This window comes from Pseudomonas sp. 10S5, from assembly GCF_035019745.1.
In the GTDB taxonomy this organism is placed as follows: domain Bacteria; phylum Pseudomonadota; class Gammaproteobacteria; order Pseudomonadales; family Pseudomonadaceae; genus Aquipseudomonas.
In genome coordinates, this window is the sequence record NZ_JASJVL010000019.1 from 1 (window position 1) to 16345 (window position 16345).

Annotated in this window: 9 protein-coding genes; 3 read left to right on the top strand and 6 right to left on the bottom strand. The window is 53.8% G+C overall.

The features are described from left to right. Positions 1-202 precede the first annotated feature (202 nt). The 3 genes from QN378_RS18810 to tssI all read right to left on the bottom strand — a co-directional run bounded on the left by QN378_RS18810 (position 203) and on the right by tssI (position 5750). Positions 203-616 (bottom strand): hypothetical protein, encoded by a 414-nt coding sequence (locus QN378_RS18810; protein ID WP_322206393.1) that lies wholly within the window; start codon positions 614-616, stop codon positions 203-205. Positions 617-1066: 450 nt separating this feature from the next. Beyond that, a complete protein-coding gene (locus QN378_RS18815; RefSeq protein WP_322206392.1) occupies positions 1067-3118 on the bottom strand; it encodes a hypothetical protein in 2052 nt (683 codons plus the stop codon). A gap of 526 nt (positions 3119-3644) precedes the next feature. Further along, positions 3645-5750: a type VI secretion system tip protein TssI/VgrG gene (gene tssI / locus QN378_RS18820; protein WP_323570710.1), complete on the bottom strand. Its 2106-nt coding sequence runs from the start codon at positions 5748-5750 to the stop codon at positions 3645-3647. Positions 5751-5893: 143 nt separating this feature from the next. Between tssI and QN378_RS18825 the strand changes: the two genes are divergently transcribed. From QN378_RS18825 to QN378_RS18840, 3 genes are all read left to right on the top strand, one after another. Then, entirely contained in the window at positions 5894-6100 is a 207-nt protein-coding gene (locus QN378_RS18825) for a hypothetical protein (RefSeq protein WP_322206277.1), read from the top strand. A gap of 90 nt (positions 6101-6190) precedes the next feature. Further along, a complete protein-coding gene (locus tag QN378_RS18835; RefSeq protein WP_323550676.1) occupies positions 6191-6577 on the top strand; it encodes an MAPEG family protein in 387 nt (128 codons plus the stop codon). Between the two features lie 88 nt (positions 6578-6665). Further along, positions 6666-7115 carry a cytochrome c gene (locus QN378_RS18840; RefSeq protein WP_323550677.1) on the top strand — a complete coding sequence of 150 codons (450 nt, stop codon included), beginning with the start codon at positions 6666-6668 and terminating at the stop codon, positions 7113-7115. 94 nt (positions 7116-7209) lie between these two features. Here the strand turns inward: QN378_RS18840 and QN378_RS18845 are convergent, their stop codons facing one another. The 3 genes from QN378_RS18845 to QN378_RS18855 form a co-directional block, all read right to left on the bottom strand. Beyond that, the gene (locus QN378_RS18845) at positions 7210-7632 is read right to left on the bottom strand and encodes a DUF1090 domain-containing protein (protein ID WP_322206279.1); all 423 of its coding nucleotides are present in this window, start codon (positions 7630-7632) and stop codon (positions 7210-7212) included. Between the two features lie 13 nt (positions 7633-7645). Continuing rightward, on the bottom strand, positions 7646-9328 hold the full coding sequence (gene ligB, locus QN378_RS18850) for an NAD-dependent DNA ligase LigB (RefSeq protein WP_322206281.1): 1683 nt from the start codon (positions 9326-9328) through the stop codon (positions 7646-7648). A 151-nt stretch (positions 9329-9479) separates the two neighbouring features. Beyond that, complete coding sequence (locus tag QN378_RS18855) at positions 9480-16304, bottom strand: neuraminidase-like domain-containing protein (RefSeq protein WP_323550678.1); 6825 nt, start codon at positions 16302-16304, stop codon at positions 9480-9482. Positions 16305-16345: the final 41 nt, after the last annotated feature.

Genomic DNA, 16345 nt, shown 5'->3' on the forward strand with positions numbered 1-16345 from the left:
GCTTGAGTCCAGTGGCATACAGAACTCAGGCCGCGTAGCTTATTCAATCACTGTCCAACATTTGGGGCGCAGTTCATACTGTAGGAGCCAACTTATTGGCGAAGCTCAGCGGTGTGGCCGACAAGCCGCGTCCCACGCCGGCTTGCTCGCATGCCTTAGACACGGAGTAGTTCGGTTCAAAGACGACCCGGAGGGTCAACATCTATTCGGGACGTCTCGGCGCTGAACATACGATATCGCCAATGCGGCCGTCTTTTACCGGAACAAAGCAGGTTCTAATAGTTTCGCCAGTAGGTGCCAAAGGCGTAAGACTTAGATCCATCTGAATGCCATCCCTAGCAAAGTAAATATTTTCAAATGATGCATCCGTCACATCGGTCTCGAATGATTTTCCTTCGAACGAACAAAAATTCCGTGCTGACACCACCTTCCACTCTGAATCCCAGCTCAGAGCTTGGATGTCCAAGCATGGTGACCCCAGAGTCCTGACATGCCGTACAACAATATCGCCAAATCGACGAGCTCCCGCTGTCGAAACATCTTCATACTTTATAATATCTGCTAGCACGTTAGTCGCACTGAAAAATAATAACGCAGAAATAATAGTATTTTTCATATTACTCAAATACTGGAAAGACGCCGAACTTATTTGCTCCGAACTTCAATCACGGCACTATTGGAGTGCCGCATACTAGGTCTTCAATATTCCCTTTAATGACAGGAAATATACATTTCCGCCTGACTTCGCCGGTAAATAATGGCGTGATAGCTAGGACCATATGAACGCCATCTCGCGAAAAGTGAATATCCTCAAAGGAGGCATCTGAAACCTCATTCATAAAATCCTTACCTTCAAAGGAACATAATGCTTTTTCTGACACGACTTCCCATGTTGAATATTGCAAGGCCTCTATATATAAACAAGCTCCTGACAAAGTTTTTATGTACCTCACAACGACATCGCCTATTCGGCTTGACTCAGCCCTGAAGACATGTTCGTACTTAAAATCGGCCGAACTCACATTCGCAACAAAAAAAACCGACATTATAAATATGCAAACGCCTTTCATATAGCACTCAGATAATGCACACGTTTGTTAAATCGATCTGAAGGTACATTGCTCCAGCTCTTCTTATTAGACAAAACCTGCTTGAAACTTATGAAGTCATTATCAACCACGTACCTTTGAACTAGGATCCTAGCGCCGGATCCATAGTCGCCTCGATATTTTAGATCGACTAATATTTCCAAAATTGCAGGATGCGTTTCCTCCCAATCAACCACCCCATATTCCCCTACGACATCGGATTTTGATGAAAGCCTAACTACCTCAGCCTTCATATATTCATAAACCGGCAAAAACAATTCATATTGCTGTTTCCGCGATATCACAGAATTTTTAATCCCAGCAGTTGCACCGCCTAGATAAGCTTGAGCAGCTTGTCCGCTAAGTCCTTTCGCCCCCAGCAACCAACCCAACAGTGGCTCAGCAATACCTGCAGACACCAGATCAATTTCAGGATTCGGACGATGGCCCAAATCATAGCCGCGCCCAATCGTTATTCCGGAGGCGCCTCCAGGCCAGTGGACTTTTCTGCTGAAGTAGCGATGAAGTCCGTTAGCGGGATCGGCAACGTCATTACCTTCGACATCAAACGTCAATTGCCCATGGGGTACCGTCAACCAATCTAAACTGTCGTCGTCAATGAGGTTGTCGCTTAGTGCAGCCACAAACTCTACCGGATGAAAATGCCAAACGCGCCCATCTTCTGGTAGCCCAACTGCCTTCGCTACGTCATCCCAGAACACCAGGTTGTCGATACGTTCGCTTTCATGCCGCAGGTAGGTGGGATTGTCTTTGAGCTGCTCTCGGTATGCTTGCCATCTGTCGCCATCGGATTTGGTTTGCCATTCGGTGTGATGATAGGCGATGAGTTTTGACCAACGGGATCTGAATTCCGGGTTTTTCAGGGTTTCCTGAAGTTCTTCGGCGGTCACGTCGCCGTCGCTGTTTCGGTCAGCAAGGGCATGGAGATGGGCGTAGAAGCTGTCGATTCGTTCGGGGGTCAACGGATTGAAACTGTTTTGAGCATGCTGCTCGACGATTTTGAAACCAATGGCGTTCAAGTCGTATTGGCTGATGATCCTGACACCGGAGCCTTCTTGATTGACGCTGTCTTTTTTGATTAATGCAGTGAGGCTCCGAAGGGGTTTGCCTTTGGTTCGGGCCCGCTCTTCGACAGTGATTTGGTAGGCGTCATTGCGGTTCTCGTCTTTAACGATGGGTAGGGAGTTCAGGGCAAATATATGGTCTTTAAACAAGTACGTTGGGTTATCGGTTTCGGTGTCTCGTCCAACGATAGTCGGTTGTAACTTTAGGACTTCGAGGTACTGCTTGCCGTGCTTAAGCTTGGCGTCATTGTTCAGAAAAGCGTCCAGGCCCGGATCACAGGTGAATATTTCAAAGTGCATTTGATGCTGGGTTTTCTTACTCGCACCGTCTGGCATTTCATACAGACCGAGGTAACCGATCGGATCGCCGGCTTTGATCGGAATAGGCGTGCCGGGCACGATAACGCTGTCCAGCCGAGACGGCTCCACACTCAGGCGTTCGATGCTCTGGTCGTCTACAAACCCCCAATAACTCTGCGGCATCGTTTCTCCGCGGATGACGGCGTTATAGGGAATGCACTCAGCGGTGGGTAGAACACTGCCATCCTGCATCCGCACTGGATGAGTGCTTTCGCTGTCGAAGCTGAAGCCGTACCCATGGGGTAAACGGCAGTTTGACGAAATCGGTATGCCAAATTCGCCGTTCGCGCGCGGGCAGTACATTTGCATCCCACTTTCGTTGATGACCCTCGCGGTTACCCGACCTTGCCAGTAGTTGGGTTTGGTCCGCGCAGGTGCCGCCACCGGTTTCAACTGTAACTGGCCATGCTCCCCACGAATCGCTTGCCCATCGCGCTGATCCGCGAACCAGACTTCATCGCCTTTTTTAAGCCGCCCTACCTGACCCCGAACGATGACGCCTTTTACGAAACGGTAGCCATTGGACGGTGCACTCTCTTCGACGATATCGAACTGTGTTCCGGGTGAAATAACGCCCAACTTCATACTGCCCGGCTCACCCAATGGCACATTGCGCGCAGACCAACCGCCGATGACAACTTCTACCCTTTTCTTGTAAGTCGGGTCATCGCTCCGATAGCAGTCATATGGCAACAGGTGCATGTACAGGCTGAAGAAAACCAGGCTGTTTTGCTTCCCGTGGTTCGGACCGTCTTCGGGATTAGACGGCGATTTGTGCGTGTGGCGAACCAGGCAAAACGAGGTGGAATACCGAAATTTCTGAGCGTCTGACTCAGGTTCTAGCTGAGAAATTAAATAGTCTTTGTTCAAGCGGTAGGCAACTACTTCACCATCGGCTATACAGCGAACCGGTTGGTTGAATACGCACTGCGGCGCACTACGGTCGCTGATATGTATGCCTCCGTGCCAATAACGATTTTGACCTAACAAGTAGAAGCCTGACTGTTCGTTTCCGAGCAGGCGATGAACGTGGTCAGCGTCTTTATAACGGCTGCCGTCGGCTTTGCGAATCGGGAATTGGAAATCAGACATGGTTCAGTTACCAAGCGAATCAATTGGAGAAAGGAATGGCATTAGGGGTTGTAGAGGACCGCTGGGATAACGCTGCTGGACGCCTTATCGGGACCACGTCGAGATCCGCGCTCGATATTTGCCCGGTATAAATGTGTGTTCGGTCCAGTTCATCCGTACTTAGCGGCACGCTGTTGTCCGGCGACAACGGCACAGCCGGCGTTCCCGGAACAGGTGTTCCACCGCATATAATCGGCGAGCTGCTAAATATTCCAGCCGGATTGAGCACCAGATGCTGACCATTGATTGAAAGAGTCAGGGTGATGCCGCCGTCGATAACAATGTTCTCGCCAGAAAGGTGTACTTCTTGCGCCGCGTCTATGACCAGCGCGCCACCGACGCGAGTGTGGCTGGAGCCGGCCACTTGCAAATGATCCGCCGCTGACAACTGCACTTTGCGCGCGCCGGTGACCGTGAGGTTCTGCTCGGCGTTGATGAAGGTGGTGCTGTTGCCCTTGATCGTTTCCAAGCGCTGGCCACGCACTTCCAAGCGGCTGTCGTTCTGAACCAGTTGCTCCATGTCGCGTTGGGCACGCAGGTAGACCAACTCAGCGCCATCGCGATCTTCAAAAGAGACTTCGTTAAAGCCCTGACTGGCCTTGGAGCTGCGGCTACGGAACACGCTTTTGGTTTTGTTCGCCGGTAACTCGTAAGGCACGGGATTTCGGCTGTTCGGCAAGCAGCCCATGACAACCGGCCGGTCGGCGTCGCCTTCCAGGTAGGAAATCAACACTTCCATGCCGACCCGAGGCAAGGTCACCGCGCCATGACTATTGCCTGCCCAGCTGGATGCCACCCGCACCCAGCAACTGCTGGTTTCGTCATCCGGCTCAAGACGATCCCAGTGAAACTTGACCTTCACCCGGCCGAATTTATCGCAGTGAATTTCTTCGCCTTCAGGACCCGTGACCTTGGCGGTTTGGGTGCTGTGGATCAGCGGTTTGGGATGGCGCAGGGCGGGACGAAACTGGATCGTTTCCGGGATGGCGGTAAAGGAATTCCGATACCCCTGAGTGATTTTTCCGGCGGCGACCGGAACATCCGCGCCCAATTCCTCCAACACCTGCGGCTGACGTCCTTCGTGTCGGATCGAAATCAGCACCCACGGGTTATTCCATTTGAACTGCGGATGCTTTTCTAGCTGGATCACCGTCCCGCTGCGCAACAGCGGTTGATCGCTGGTGCCATCAGCCAGTTGAAAATCAGTGCGGTGGCGTTGCAGGTCGTGGGTGGATAGTTTTTTGCCGTGATCGTCCTCCAGAAAGCGCCCGGGATAGACGTAATGCTCAAGTTTCGGCTCGACATGCAGGGCTTCACCCCTTTGCGCTTGGGCTTGGGTCGGCCAGGGTTTTCTCGAGATTTCCAGTAGAGAACCGGCTTTCTGGAAATCGTAATCCCGATGCACCACATGGCTGGTGCGCGCCGCCAAGCGCACGCCAAACTCATGGATCGAATACGTTTCGGGCACCATGCCGCTAAGCGGTTTGAACGGCAGCGCCACCTTTGCTTTATGGGGAAACATCCCTTCGTCATCGGCGAAAATCAACCGATGGCCGTCAGCCGAATGCTCAAAGCGATAAAACCAGCCGTCTTCTTCGCACAGCCTATTCACGAAGTGCAGGTCGCTTTCGTCGTACTGAACGCAATACTCACGCAGCGTGGCGCGGCTCACGTCCCCGTGGAACTGCACATCCAGGCCGCTAAACAGGCCGTGTTCCTTGAGCACTTCAAGAATGATGTTCGGCACGCTCATCTGCTGGAACGAGCGGCGGTGGCTGCTGTGTTCCAAATACGCCAGATAGGGTTTCAACACCGCGACGTAGTGCGTCAGCCGCGCGCCGGAGTTGCTTTTATGGATCGAGTGGATGTGCCCATGCAGACCTTCGCCGTCCGGGCCGAAACTGAGAAAAGCCGCCTTGTGCAGCAGGTCCGAAAGCTCAATATCCCCCGCCCGGCTGACCAGTTCGACGGTAACGGCGTAGGGCGTGCTGACGGCCTCGGCGCCCTCGAACGCAAGCACCTGCAAGCGAGGATCTTCAAGACCTTTGATGCTTAGGGTGAAGGTTGGAGCGGTGGCCTGGGACATACGCATTTCTTCGTGTCGAAAAGATGCGGCAACTTTGCAGGACTGAATCGGCGACGCCTATCGGGCGGAACCAACAGATGGTGTGGGAAGCGTCTTGCGCGAGGGTAAGGTTTCTCCTGCGGACATTTCATCGAATTAAAGCGATGATCGAGCGCCCATTGCCCGTGTCGGACAGCGTTTGGACGATGCCGAAGTTATTGGTCAAAGCGGTCATGCCGGAAAAGGCCAGCATGGCCTGTAGCGGCAATGCCGGACAGCCGCTATGGTCGATGCTGCAGGTCGTCGGGCTGACAGGTGTGTTCTGGATCGACGGTCAGGCCCTTAAACTCGACGTCTACCCGCTGGACTAAAAGAACCTTTTGGACGGCCCCGACTCATAGCGTGTGGGTTTGTGTTGTGTGGAATGCTCCTAATGAAATTAAAACTATAAGGATGTATTTATGACCGTTGCTTTCTGGTGCGTATTTATCGCGATATTCCTGCCGTACTTATGCACAGGTGTCGCCAAATTCAGCGGCGGCCAATTTGGCGCTCGGCAGAACCACGACCCGCGCGCGTTTCTCGACAATTTACAAGGCTTCGCCAAGCGTGCTGACGCTGCGCAACGCAACGGCTTTGAGGTCACGCCGGCCTTTGCGGCTGCGGTGATCATCGCGCAGTACGTCGGCAACGCGCAGATGGTGACCATCAATGTGCTGGCCGTGTTGTTCATCACCAGTCGCCTGCTGTACATCATTTGTTATCTGGCGGACTGGGCGCCCTTGCGTTCGTTATTCTGGGCGATAGGCATGGGGGTTATTGCTGCGCTGTTCTTTGTTTCCGCATAACTGGACGGTATGACTGCGGCAACGGTGCGCTTGGCCTTTGGTGATCAGCCGAGGATACTGGCGACCGTTTCCACAGCCTGAAGTCATCATGACCTTGAAAAGAATTACCTTAGTATTGCTGGCGTGCCTGACCTTGAGTGCTTGCGGTGGCGTTGATCCGAACTCGCCACTGGGTCAGCGAAAGGCAATCTTCAAGCAGATGCTCAAGACCAGTGAAGACTTGAGCGGCATGCTGAAAGGGCGCGTTGCGTTTGATGGTCAGCTGTTCACCGACGACGCGATCAAACTCGACAGCCTGTCCCATGAGCCATGGAAGCATTTTCCTTCCGTCAAAGAAGAGTCCCACAGCAGCGCCAAGGATGATGTCTGGCAGAAACAGGCTCGCTTTCAACAACTGGCTCGCTCGCTTGAATCCGCGACCGGTGAATTGGTGGTTGCCACCAATGCCAGGCCTTTCAGCGCGAGCAATCTCAAACCTGCGGTGCAGAAGGTGCAGGACGCATGCGAGGCCTGCCATAAAGAGTTTCGCGATCACTAAAACAACAGACTGAAATGCCTGATTGCAGGCGCGATTGTTGCGAAGGTTCGCGGGTGCGCCCTGCACTCTGAGTGCAGTCCGCTACGAATAGCCTTCAATCATCACTCGGCTCAATCCTTTCCAGCTCTAACTGCGCGTTCTGCAACTCCTTGCGCGACTCCGCCAGTTTGTCTTTTCGCTTGTTGATTTTGTCGGCGTCGCCCTTGCTCATGGCCTTGTTCAAGTCCGACTGACGGCGGCTGACTTCGTGCTTGGCGTCCAGCACTTTCTGCTCCAGTTGTTTAAGCAACGACGCATCGGTGCAGTTGGTTGTTGCCTTGCTCAAGGCATTCTCCAACTCGGACTGTTGTTCTTTGTTGCCACTTGTTTTGGCTTGGTCGAGCTGGATGATGATGTCCTGACGCTTGGCGGTGCAGCCCGTCAGTGGTGGGGGCTGCGGGGGGTATTCTGCGGCGAATAGCGCCATGGCCAGCGCGCTGCAAGCGGCGAGCAGAACCATCGGCGGCAAAAATTTCATATGAGCTTCCTGATTAAAAACCTTCAATACCTTGCATTCGCAAATGCTCACTCAGCGCCTGAACCTGGGGGTCATTGAAAAAAGCGCTGAGCTTCACAGCGCGTCCCGGCCCAATTCCCGGTTCGGCTTGCCACTGCTCGACGCTCTTTGACGCCAAATCTCGCCATTGGTTGCTTAGCTCGATACCGGAAGTTGGTGGCAAGCCCAATGCTTTTACCCAGCGCTGAAACGGTTGTTGTCGAGCGCTTTGAAAACTGCCCGACAGTCTAACGCTGCTGCGTTCACCAAAGCCGGAAATGTTCGCGATATCCGCTGCGTCGAGGCTCATCCAGTCGAGCAGGCCGTTAACGCTTCCGGCCTTGAGTAACCTGTCCCAAGTACCGGGGCCCACGCCGCTCAGCGCCAAACCGTTCTTGCCACTTAGCCACGTCAAGCGCGCCTGAAACTGGCTTTCGCATCCGGCGCTAGGCTGCCAGCACGACAAAAAGTGATAATTGCTCGCCACTGGAACCTTCAGTTCAGCGCGCTCGACACTGCGTGAAACCACGCTGTCCAGCCTTGGAATAGTTAAACCCGCCAGGCTGATGGCCACTTGATCGCCCGGCCGGATGTCCAACTGCTGCCAACGTTGTAGCGAACCAACGCTGATCCGTTTGATCTGCCGGTCGTCCAGTTGAACTGGTTCGATGTCCAGGACCGGGGTGATTTTACCGCTGCGCCCGATGTTGAAATTGACCTTGCGCACCTGTGCCAGCGCTTGGGCGTATGGATATTTCCAGGCGACCACCCAATACGGCGCCTTGGCCTGCCAACGCTCGGCGGGAGGTCGCTGACTTTGGCGCATGACCACGCCGTCGCTGGCGAACGGTAAGCCGCTGCGATACCAATGCTCACGTAGTGTTCGCGCCTGCTCAAAGCTTTGCAGTGGCTTGCTATACAGTTCGCTGTCGCTGAAACCCATGGCGCTGAGGCCAGCAAGGCGTTCGTTCAGGCGCTCGGGGCCGGAAGGCCAATCCCAGACAAATAACCCGATGCTGGCGGCTTCATCCGGCCTAATGGTTTTCCGGGCTAAAAGTCCGGCGACTTTGCTGCGCGCATTCAGGCTGCCAGCGTCGGCTTGAATATGATTTTGCAACCGCCAGTACAATTCCCCCTGGAGCAGCACGTCCTCCGCAACCGGCAGCTGCTGTGGGATCGCCGGAATCAATCGCGCGTGGTGCGTCCAGTCCTGCCCCCTGAGCCCATCACCACGACTGATCGCCTGCTTGAAACGGCCCTTTTCATAGACCAGCGTCACGGCCACGCCATCAACCTTTGGTTGAATCCACACATCCTGGCGATCCTTGAGCCAGCTTTGCACGGCGCGCTCACTGAGCAGTTTGTTCAGGCCAGTGTGAGGGGTCGGGTGCTGTATTGGCCCACCCGCCGTTTTCAGCGGATTGTCGGCGGCTGGCGGGCTCGCAAAGCAGCTGCTTAGATAACCAAGTCGTTGACGCGACTGGTCGTACAGTTCGTCGGCGACCAGCGAGACACCTTGGCGATGATAGCTGTCATCCCACTGCTCGATCTGCGCCTGCTGCAGGGCGATTTCATTTCGGGCTTTTGCGGAAGACCAGTCGGGGCAGGTTTGGGCGATGGCAGTGATGGAGAGAAAGGACAGGGAGGTGAAGGTGAGAAGACGAAGGGAAAGTGGCATGGAAGCGTCCTTGCTTGGGTGAGGCAAGAAAGCCTACGCGGCTTGAAAACAGTCTGCGATTGGGGGTTGGTTACCGGGTGTTATCTGCGGACCATCGTGTGCCGCAGGTTACGCATGGCTGTGCAACCTGCGGTGGATACGACGGACCAGGCTATTGGCTGGTTTGCAGGAGTGTTTTCACCTTGTCGGTAAACTCCTTGCCTCCATCCAACGCGGTGTAGACGAGGTGAATCTGGATGGTGTTGACCAGCGTTGTTTTTCCGTCGGCAGCCAGAAGCCCTTTCACAAAATCGGCATCTGGAAAAGCCAGCTGCCAGCGTGAGACGGCGCCAGTGCCTTCGAAGGGAAGGTATCGGCCGTCGTGGAAAAGCAGCTCATAGGCCCAGTCAGCTTTGCCAAGGCCCAGGCCATCATCCGCTACCGCAGAAGACAGGGCTATCTGTTGCTGAGCACGCAAGTTCCGTTTTATGCAGGTAGGGGCCTTGGCCACGGGGGCATATAAATACGCTGCGCCCTCAAGGTCGGGCTCAACCAGCGTGGTGCTGTCTGTTTGAGTGAGGATTGCGCTGACGTTTCCCAGGCTTGCACCAGCGTCCGAGTTCATGACGAACGAAACCGATACGTGTTTGAGTTGCCGCAGGTAATGGCCTGGGTAGTTTTTGTCGAAATCGACGGATTTTAATTCGAAGCTGATAGGAGTAGCGGTAAGTGCCTTAATGGTCGAAAGCCACTCGGCGGCCGTTTGTATGCCCTTCACATCAATGGTTTTCCGGATGCTCAGGCGCCGTTCGTTGCGTTGCGTATAAGCGTTTTCCATCTCCTGCAAGTCGACCAGCAGGGACTCTCCCGCCAACATCCCCTTATAGGCGTCAGCCCAGGCGCTGGTCTTGATGAAGGCTGGGCTGCTGTAGTCGCCAATCTCGTAGCGCCAGGCGGCTTCCACACCCAGACACAAAGACAGCACGGCGTCGTAGGCTGGACCGTACAGCAGCTCCTGACGAGCGACCAGCCAGTTATAGACAGGGATGATCGTGAAGCCGGTAGTCATGGCGACATGGGCTTCTTCCAGGTTTGCGCGTTCGGCGTGAGCCTCGTCCAGGCTAAGGGTCGCTGCATTGAGCTCAATGTTGGCTTCTTTGAGCTGCTGGTCAACGGACTGGATGTCCAGTTCGGCTTGTTTCAGCTCGAACTCCCATTCAATGGCCCTGCGTTCGTAGCCTGCTTCGACCAGCAACTGTTCCGAGACGAATTTGCTGGCTTCGCCCGATATCTCCAGCGCCAGCGCAGTTTTCGCCATGGGTGCATAGGGCTTGTTGCCACCGAACGCCAATCCGTAAATGGTGGGGACTACGCCTTCGGTGATGCCTGCCGCAATCTGGAAAGGGATCGACATGCTTTTCATGACGGCTGAAGTCCAGATGAGTCCGGTGGCGGCTTCTTCCATCGGTGATCGGCCGATCTGAATCAGGTTTGCGTAGAAGTCTTTTCTCGACACGGCTACCTGTCTGCTCAACTGCAAGGTTTCTTTCTTGGCTTTGAAAGAGTTGATCGACTCCTGCTTGAGTTTCAAGGTGAAGTCGGAAATCCGGATTTCCTGCTGTTTGAGCAGCACCGAGAGTGTGGTGTTGAACTCATCCTCCATAAGCTTCATGTAATGGCGGCCCATGTCCTGCAGTTGTTGCACTGCCGCGCGTGCCATGGGTATCAACTGACGGAAGCGATACCCGGGTATTTGAGCCCGGTCGCTGTTGTAGCTGCTGACGAGCTGACCGACACCTCGCTGGCCGAAGCCGAACGCGTCTGTGCCTTCTTTGCTCCAGTCCATGACAGGCAAAATTTTGCCATCCAGAGTCAGTCCGTGCCGGAGATTGAAAAGACGACGCTCCAGGGTTTTCCGGGCGCTGGTGACGCGTTCGTTGATAGGTGCGCGAAAGATCCAGTTGCTCACGGCATTCAGCGTCACCGGAATCCAGCGAGAGACTGAGGTGCGCTCTGGCAGCGGCCCGATGAGCTTCAGCGCTTTCTGATAGCACAGCCAGGCATGGTTGAGGCTGCCGGGAGTGAGTTGCCGATAAAAGTGATCCCCCTGGTGTTGCCAGTTATCCAGCAGCGAAAGGAACACGGCCTGCCGGTAATACCGTGAAAGCATGAAAGCTCGCGCTGTGGGATCTATAGCCTTTCGAGGCTCTGAGTTGCCAGACCCTGCTTCCGCCAGTGGTCGGGTATTCCAAAGTGGAGGACGTTTCTTTTCGTCTTTTTGTGTCCGGTAGGGATCAAACAGATACTGCGTGTACCAACGCTCGGCCTCGTCGAACTGTTGTTGTTCGCTCAGGCGGGTGGCCACCAGGTCTGGCAAATACAGGAACAATTCCCGGAAGTAAGCGCCATTGGCGCCATGGAAGTCGACAGAGGGTGTGGGGGCGTTCGGGTCGATGGTGGGTTCTTCAATGAATTGAGCCTCCCACTCCAGGGCTCGTTCAACACTGCGCGCCGCACGGGACACCAGCTTTTTGCCAAACAACGTATTGAGGCGAATCGCGTTGGAGGGAAATATCGGTGCCTGATCGGCAACTGCACTCAGGTCCAGATACTGGGCTTGCTGGTCGTTTCGTTTGATAGAGATGTCCCATTTCTCATCCAGGCCCAATAACCGGATGTCGAATGTGGTGAACACGTTTTGTAGAGGATCCCCGGCTTCGCACAGCGCGAATGTGTAGGAGCCCATGTCTGTCCATGGATAAACCTGAGTAAGAGTTGCCTGCCCGTTAGCCACCACACTTTCTTCGGTCAGTTTGCGGAAAGATGTCTCTTTAGGCCCCTTGGCATAGAGCCTGAGCTCTATAGGTTGGCAGGCTTTCGGGTTGATGATGATGTCCATAGGCACCGATGCCACCAGTTTGCCCTGGATGTAAAACTCGACCCTGAAACTGTCTTCAAGCAAGTGCTCGGGCTGTTGTAGCTGAAGGGTGTATGTCCACGGAGCTGAATCGGTCGTTCTGTAGGCTCGCTCTGCTTTCTCGGAAATTAGCTGGTTGTCACAAGTGACCGAGTAGCCGATGCCAAGGGGGGACGTTCCAGCGCTCGCAATTTCAATTGAAAGTGTCGGAGGTGTTCGGGGTGACAGTGAGAGATTGGTTTGTGTATGTGTGATGGTGTAAGAAGTACCGTCTGCCATGAACGTGGTATTGATGCTCGTGGAATTGAGTGTTGGGGTGATGGATGGATCTATAACTATTTTAGGGTAGTGCGCCGTAAGGGTGACTGACTTTTCAGGTGTAAGCATTGCGGTTATTGAGCTTTCCGACGCGTTTCTTGAAAAAATTAATGAGTATTGCAACTGGGAAAGTTGACCGATAGTTTGGCTCTTTACTGGTATACCTGCTTTATTTAGGACCTTTACAAAGGGCTCAACACCCACCCGGTCTCCTTCTCTCTCCGAGAGGAAAGGTAATTGTTTTATTAATGGATGGTTTTTAATGATGTCTTGGACAAAACCTGATGCGTTTGATGCGGTCTTTGTCTCGATATACGTTGTATAAAATATTTCACCATGGTCACGCAGCTCTGGCGTGCTTAGGATATCTGTCTTGTAGTTTTCCAGCGCAAAACCGGTCTCTCCGAATGATGATTTTTTAAACGTAATATCGACCCCATCCCCTGTATAGGGATGCTGAATTTTTCTGACATCCTGATACGAGTTAAAGGCTATTTTGCTGAATTTCTTTGTCTCATCAGTGTTCTGGAACTGTTTTTTATCGATCAGCAGCAAATCACGTGCTTCGACAAAGTAATCCGTGTCGAGATTGCCGTATGTTTTAGATTCCTCCTTATCTTGATTCGCTTTCGAGGTAGCGGGTGCGTAAGCGCAGTTGTACAGCATTACCGTCAGCCATGGATCCCTGGCACGCTCCCCTTCGATATCGACCAGAGCAATCAAGCCAGGTTGATAGGTGTCGTCTTTCAGGTAGGGGTTATCTTTATCAGGCAACCGGGTGCCGTCACGTGTGCCATCAAGGCAGATGAGTTCATTGGGGGGTGCCCAGAAACCATCGCTCTGCTTGTAGATGTACTGCACGCTGAGTTTCTTGAATTTGGTGGGCGTCTGGTTTTTTTCATCCGCACTGGGCAGGCCGACGGTACCGCGTTCGACCCAGAAAACATAAGGACGGCCTTCAATGATGACAGGGCGAATGGCATCGCACTTGTATTGCGATTGCGTGGCCGGGTCGGTATAGCAACTCTGGACTGTCTGGCCGCTCATTGAAACGGCGATCTTTTCCCACTCGGTCCACGCAAGCGGACTCAGGCGCTCCTTGTCGTCACGCAACCCCATGTCCATTGACCGCCAGTAATACTCCGCGGGGGAGGCATTGGTTTTGCCGATAAAGTGATAAGTGTCGTTCTTGGGGTCGACGCCATCCAGATAGCCACTGACCACTTGCAGATTGCTGGTTTGCTCGAATTTGGTCAGGTAACTGGTGATTGCCGTTTGCAGCAGCTCAGTGTCCAGCTTCCCTTGGTTGAGCTCCACTTCCAGTGATTGGAACGCACTGCTCTTGTTAGGGCGGTTGGCGTAATAAATCAGGTTTTCAGGATGGTTAAGCTGCGTCCGCCATATTTTCCAGGACCCATACTCACTCAGATAACGCTGCCAGAAGTTCGACTCGTCCCGCGCGATGAGGGTGCTTGAATAGCCTGGTTCAAGGCGCGCAAACAGCCTGTGTAAATAGTGCTGCAAGCTGGCGGTCGCCTGAATGACTTTATGGGTTTTTACGGCTGAACTGACCAGGATGTCCGTCAGAAAGTAGCTGGAAAGATCATCGATACTCGACAGGAGCGGCTGAAGCGCAGTATTCGACGGCGCGCAGTAACCCAGTAGATAAGCTGCCAGTGCGTCCCGCCAATTCTCCTGCAAAGCGGGCTCTATTATGGCAAGTCCCTCATCGTTGCATGCACCTAACAAAAACTGCGCAGCGGTATGGACGTTTTCATAGGGCGGCTGTTCATCGAGCCGGGACAGTTCCATCAGTGACTGGCAGCTCAGGCCGGTTGTTTCACCCAGGGACCGGAGGCGAAGTACCCAATCAATATCGCTGATGGTATTCGGGACGCAAGGTCGCGCTTCATATTCAATGGCATTTATTTTCTTGTCGGGAACGTAGACTTCAAGCGTCACAATTTTTGATTTTTCTGCGTTTTTGTTGATGTCCTTCCAGGTGTCGGAAAGATAGTGTTCCTGGGTGACTTTAAGCGGGCCTGGATTATTGGCAAGGAACTGTTCAAATTTTGCAAACACCGCATTTGCATTGGGGTAGGCACTCCGGTTTTTCACATGCTTATAGAGAAGAACGCCCAGCCCGGTCAGTCCGACAGACCTCTCACAAAAGTTGTAATAACCCAACTCGGAACTGGTCAGGGTGCTGAGGAAGTTGTCGAATGTTTTCGGGGAATCTGTGAGGACGGTGGCTTCCTTGATGACTGTTACATAGGGCATCGCCAGCATCGTTTCGTTGGCGTTCCATCCGATCAGTTCTCCCAGTCGTTGCGCCGCCGCTTTGACTGCCCCCGGCTCGTTGCTGGCTGGGTATTTCACAAAAAAATCGAGGGCGTCGGCTTCCTCAAATCCAATGGCCTGGCACTTCTCAATCCAGTAACGGTAACGGCTAACCTGGTAGCACAGATCAAGGTCCAGTGACGGGGCGGTTGGTGGGTTTTGATTGTTCCGGTCGACGTCTTCATCCTCCAGATTGAACCAGGCAGGATGGTCGAGCAGCGCCGTAAGCCCCGTACTGCTAAGGTGCAGCTGGATGACAGCCTGCGCATGTCTGGAAAGTTCGCTCCATAATTCAATACTGAGCCCTTTTAATGGCGCCTTTGGATTTGCGGCGGAGTCCTTGGCAGCTGCCATCATATCCGCCAGCAGGTTGAAGCCGGTCTCATTGATCCAGCGTAGCAGCGGCAGAGCATGTGCGGCTGTTAGCGCAGAGCCATCATGGGCTTTACCGAATGCCGTGCTAATGACGTGTTTGAGGATGTCCTCTTGAGCGACCAGCGCATTGTCAATCAGCTGTTTCAGCTTGGCAGCCACCTCATCAAGGTCTATTTGAGCCTGATGCATAGGGTTGGCATTTTTCAGCTTGCCTTGCAGCTCTGCTGCCAGCTTGTCTGCAAGGGCCTCGGTTGAGGACGGTTCAATTGTTTTCACCAGCCCCTGAGCATCCACCCAGGTCGCCAGGGTGCTTAGCCATGAGTTCGAATCAGGCACGATGTCCGTACCGATCTGCTGCGTGATCCGCGCGTCGCTCAATAGCGAGTTTCTGAGGCGGGGAAATGCATCTCTCAGCGTTTGCGTAATGCTCTCATCCAGGCTGTACAAAGACCCGGATTTGACTGAGCTGAGGTCGGGCTGTGGTGTGACCCAGCGTAATAGAGCTTGCGCGCAAATGTTTTTCTGCTTCAGCCACTTAGCGAGGTTCGCCGCTGCGATCAGCACATCAAGGATGTCGGCCTGCTTCTGGTCGCCGCCAATCCGGGGCGTGCCGGCCAGCATCTGAAATACATCGGGATTATCTGTCGCCAACAGTGAAATAAGGCTCATGCCGTCGGTCATGGGGGTTCGTAACAGGCGAGGCAGTCGGGTCAGCCGGTAAAGCGAGGAAAACACCGGCAGCGACAGCGCAGGTTTCTTCAGCCCTAAAGCTTGTGTTACCTGGGCCAGGTATGCGCTTGCCTGCCATTCTTTCAGCGCGAAAGCACGGCAGATATCTCCGATAGGCGACTGCAAAGCGCTTTGGCCATTGCTGTTGACGCCCCCACTGATGTCGAACTCCCTGCCGTCGAGCAGTAGTGCGCCCTCAACGACTGCCAGTTGTCCCGGGCCTGGGCCATCAAGAACCCGGTTGAGGAACGGGATTGTGTCACCCACGGCATAAGGTGTTATGCCGTAGATCAACGCCGCGAACTGTTCGGCAGTCACGTCATATTCGCTACGCAGATGGCAGAAAACGCCCAGTGCTC

Excerpts from the sequence above, each read along its gene's own strand:
- QN378_RS18810 (WP_322206393.1), bottom strand. The coding sequence starts at position 616 with ATGAAAAATACTATTATTTCTGCGTTATTATTTTTCAGTGCGACTAAC.
- QN378_RS18815 (WP_322206392.1), bottom strand. The coding sequence starts at position 3,118 with ATGAAGTTGGGCGTTATTTCACCCGGAACACAGTTCGATATCGTCGAA.
- QN378_RS18840 (WP_323550677.1), top strand. The coding sequence starts at position 6,666 with ATGACCTTGAAAAGAATTACCTTAGTATTGCTGGCGTGCCTGACCTTG.
- ligB (WP_322206281.1), bottom strand. The coding sequence starts at position 9,328 with ATGCCACTTTCCCTTCGTCTTCTCACCTTCACCTCCCTGTCCTTTCTC.
- QN378_RS18825 (WP_322206277.1), top strand. The coding sequence starts at position 5,894 with ATGATCGAGCGCCCATTGCCCGTGTCGGACAGCGTTTGGACGATGCCG.
- tssI (WP_323570710.1), bottom strand. The coding sequence starts at position 5,750 with ATGTCCCAGGCCACCGCTCCAACCTTCACCCTAAGCATCAAAGGTCTT.
- QN378_RS18845 (WP_322206279.1), bottom strand. The coding sequence starts at position 7,632 with ATGAAATTTTTGCCGCCGATGGTTCTGCTCGCCGCTTGCAGCGCGCTG.
- QN378_RS18835 (WP_323550676.1), top strand. The coding sequence starts at position 6,191 with ATGACCGTTGCTTTCTGGTGCGTATTTATCGCGATATTCCTGCCGTAC.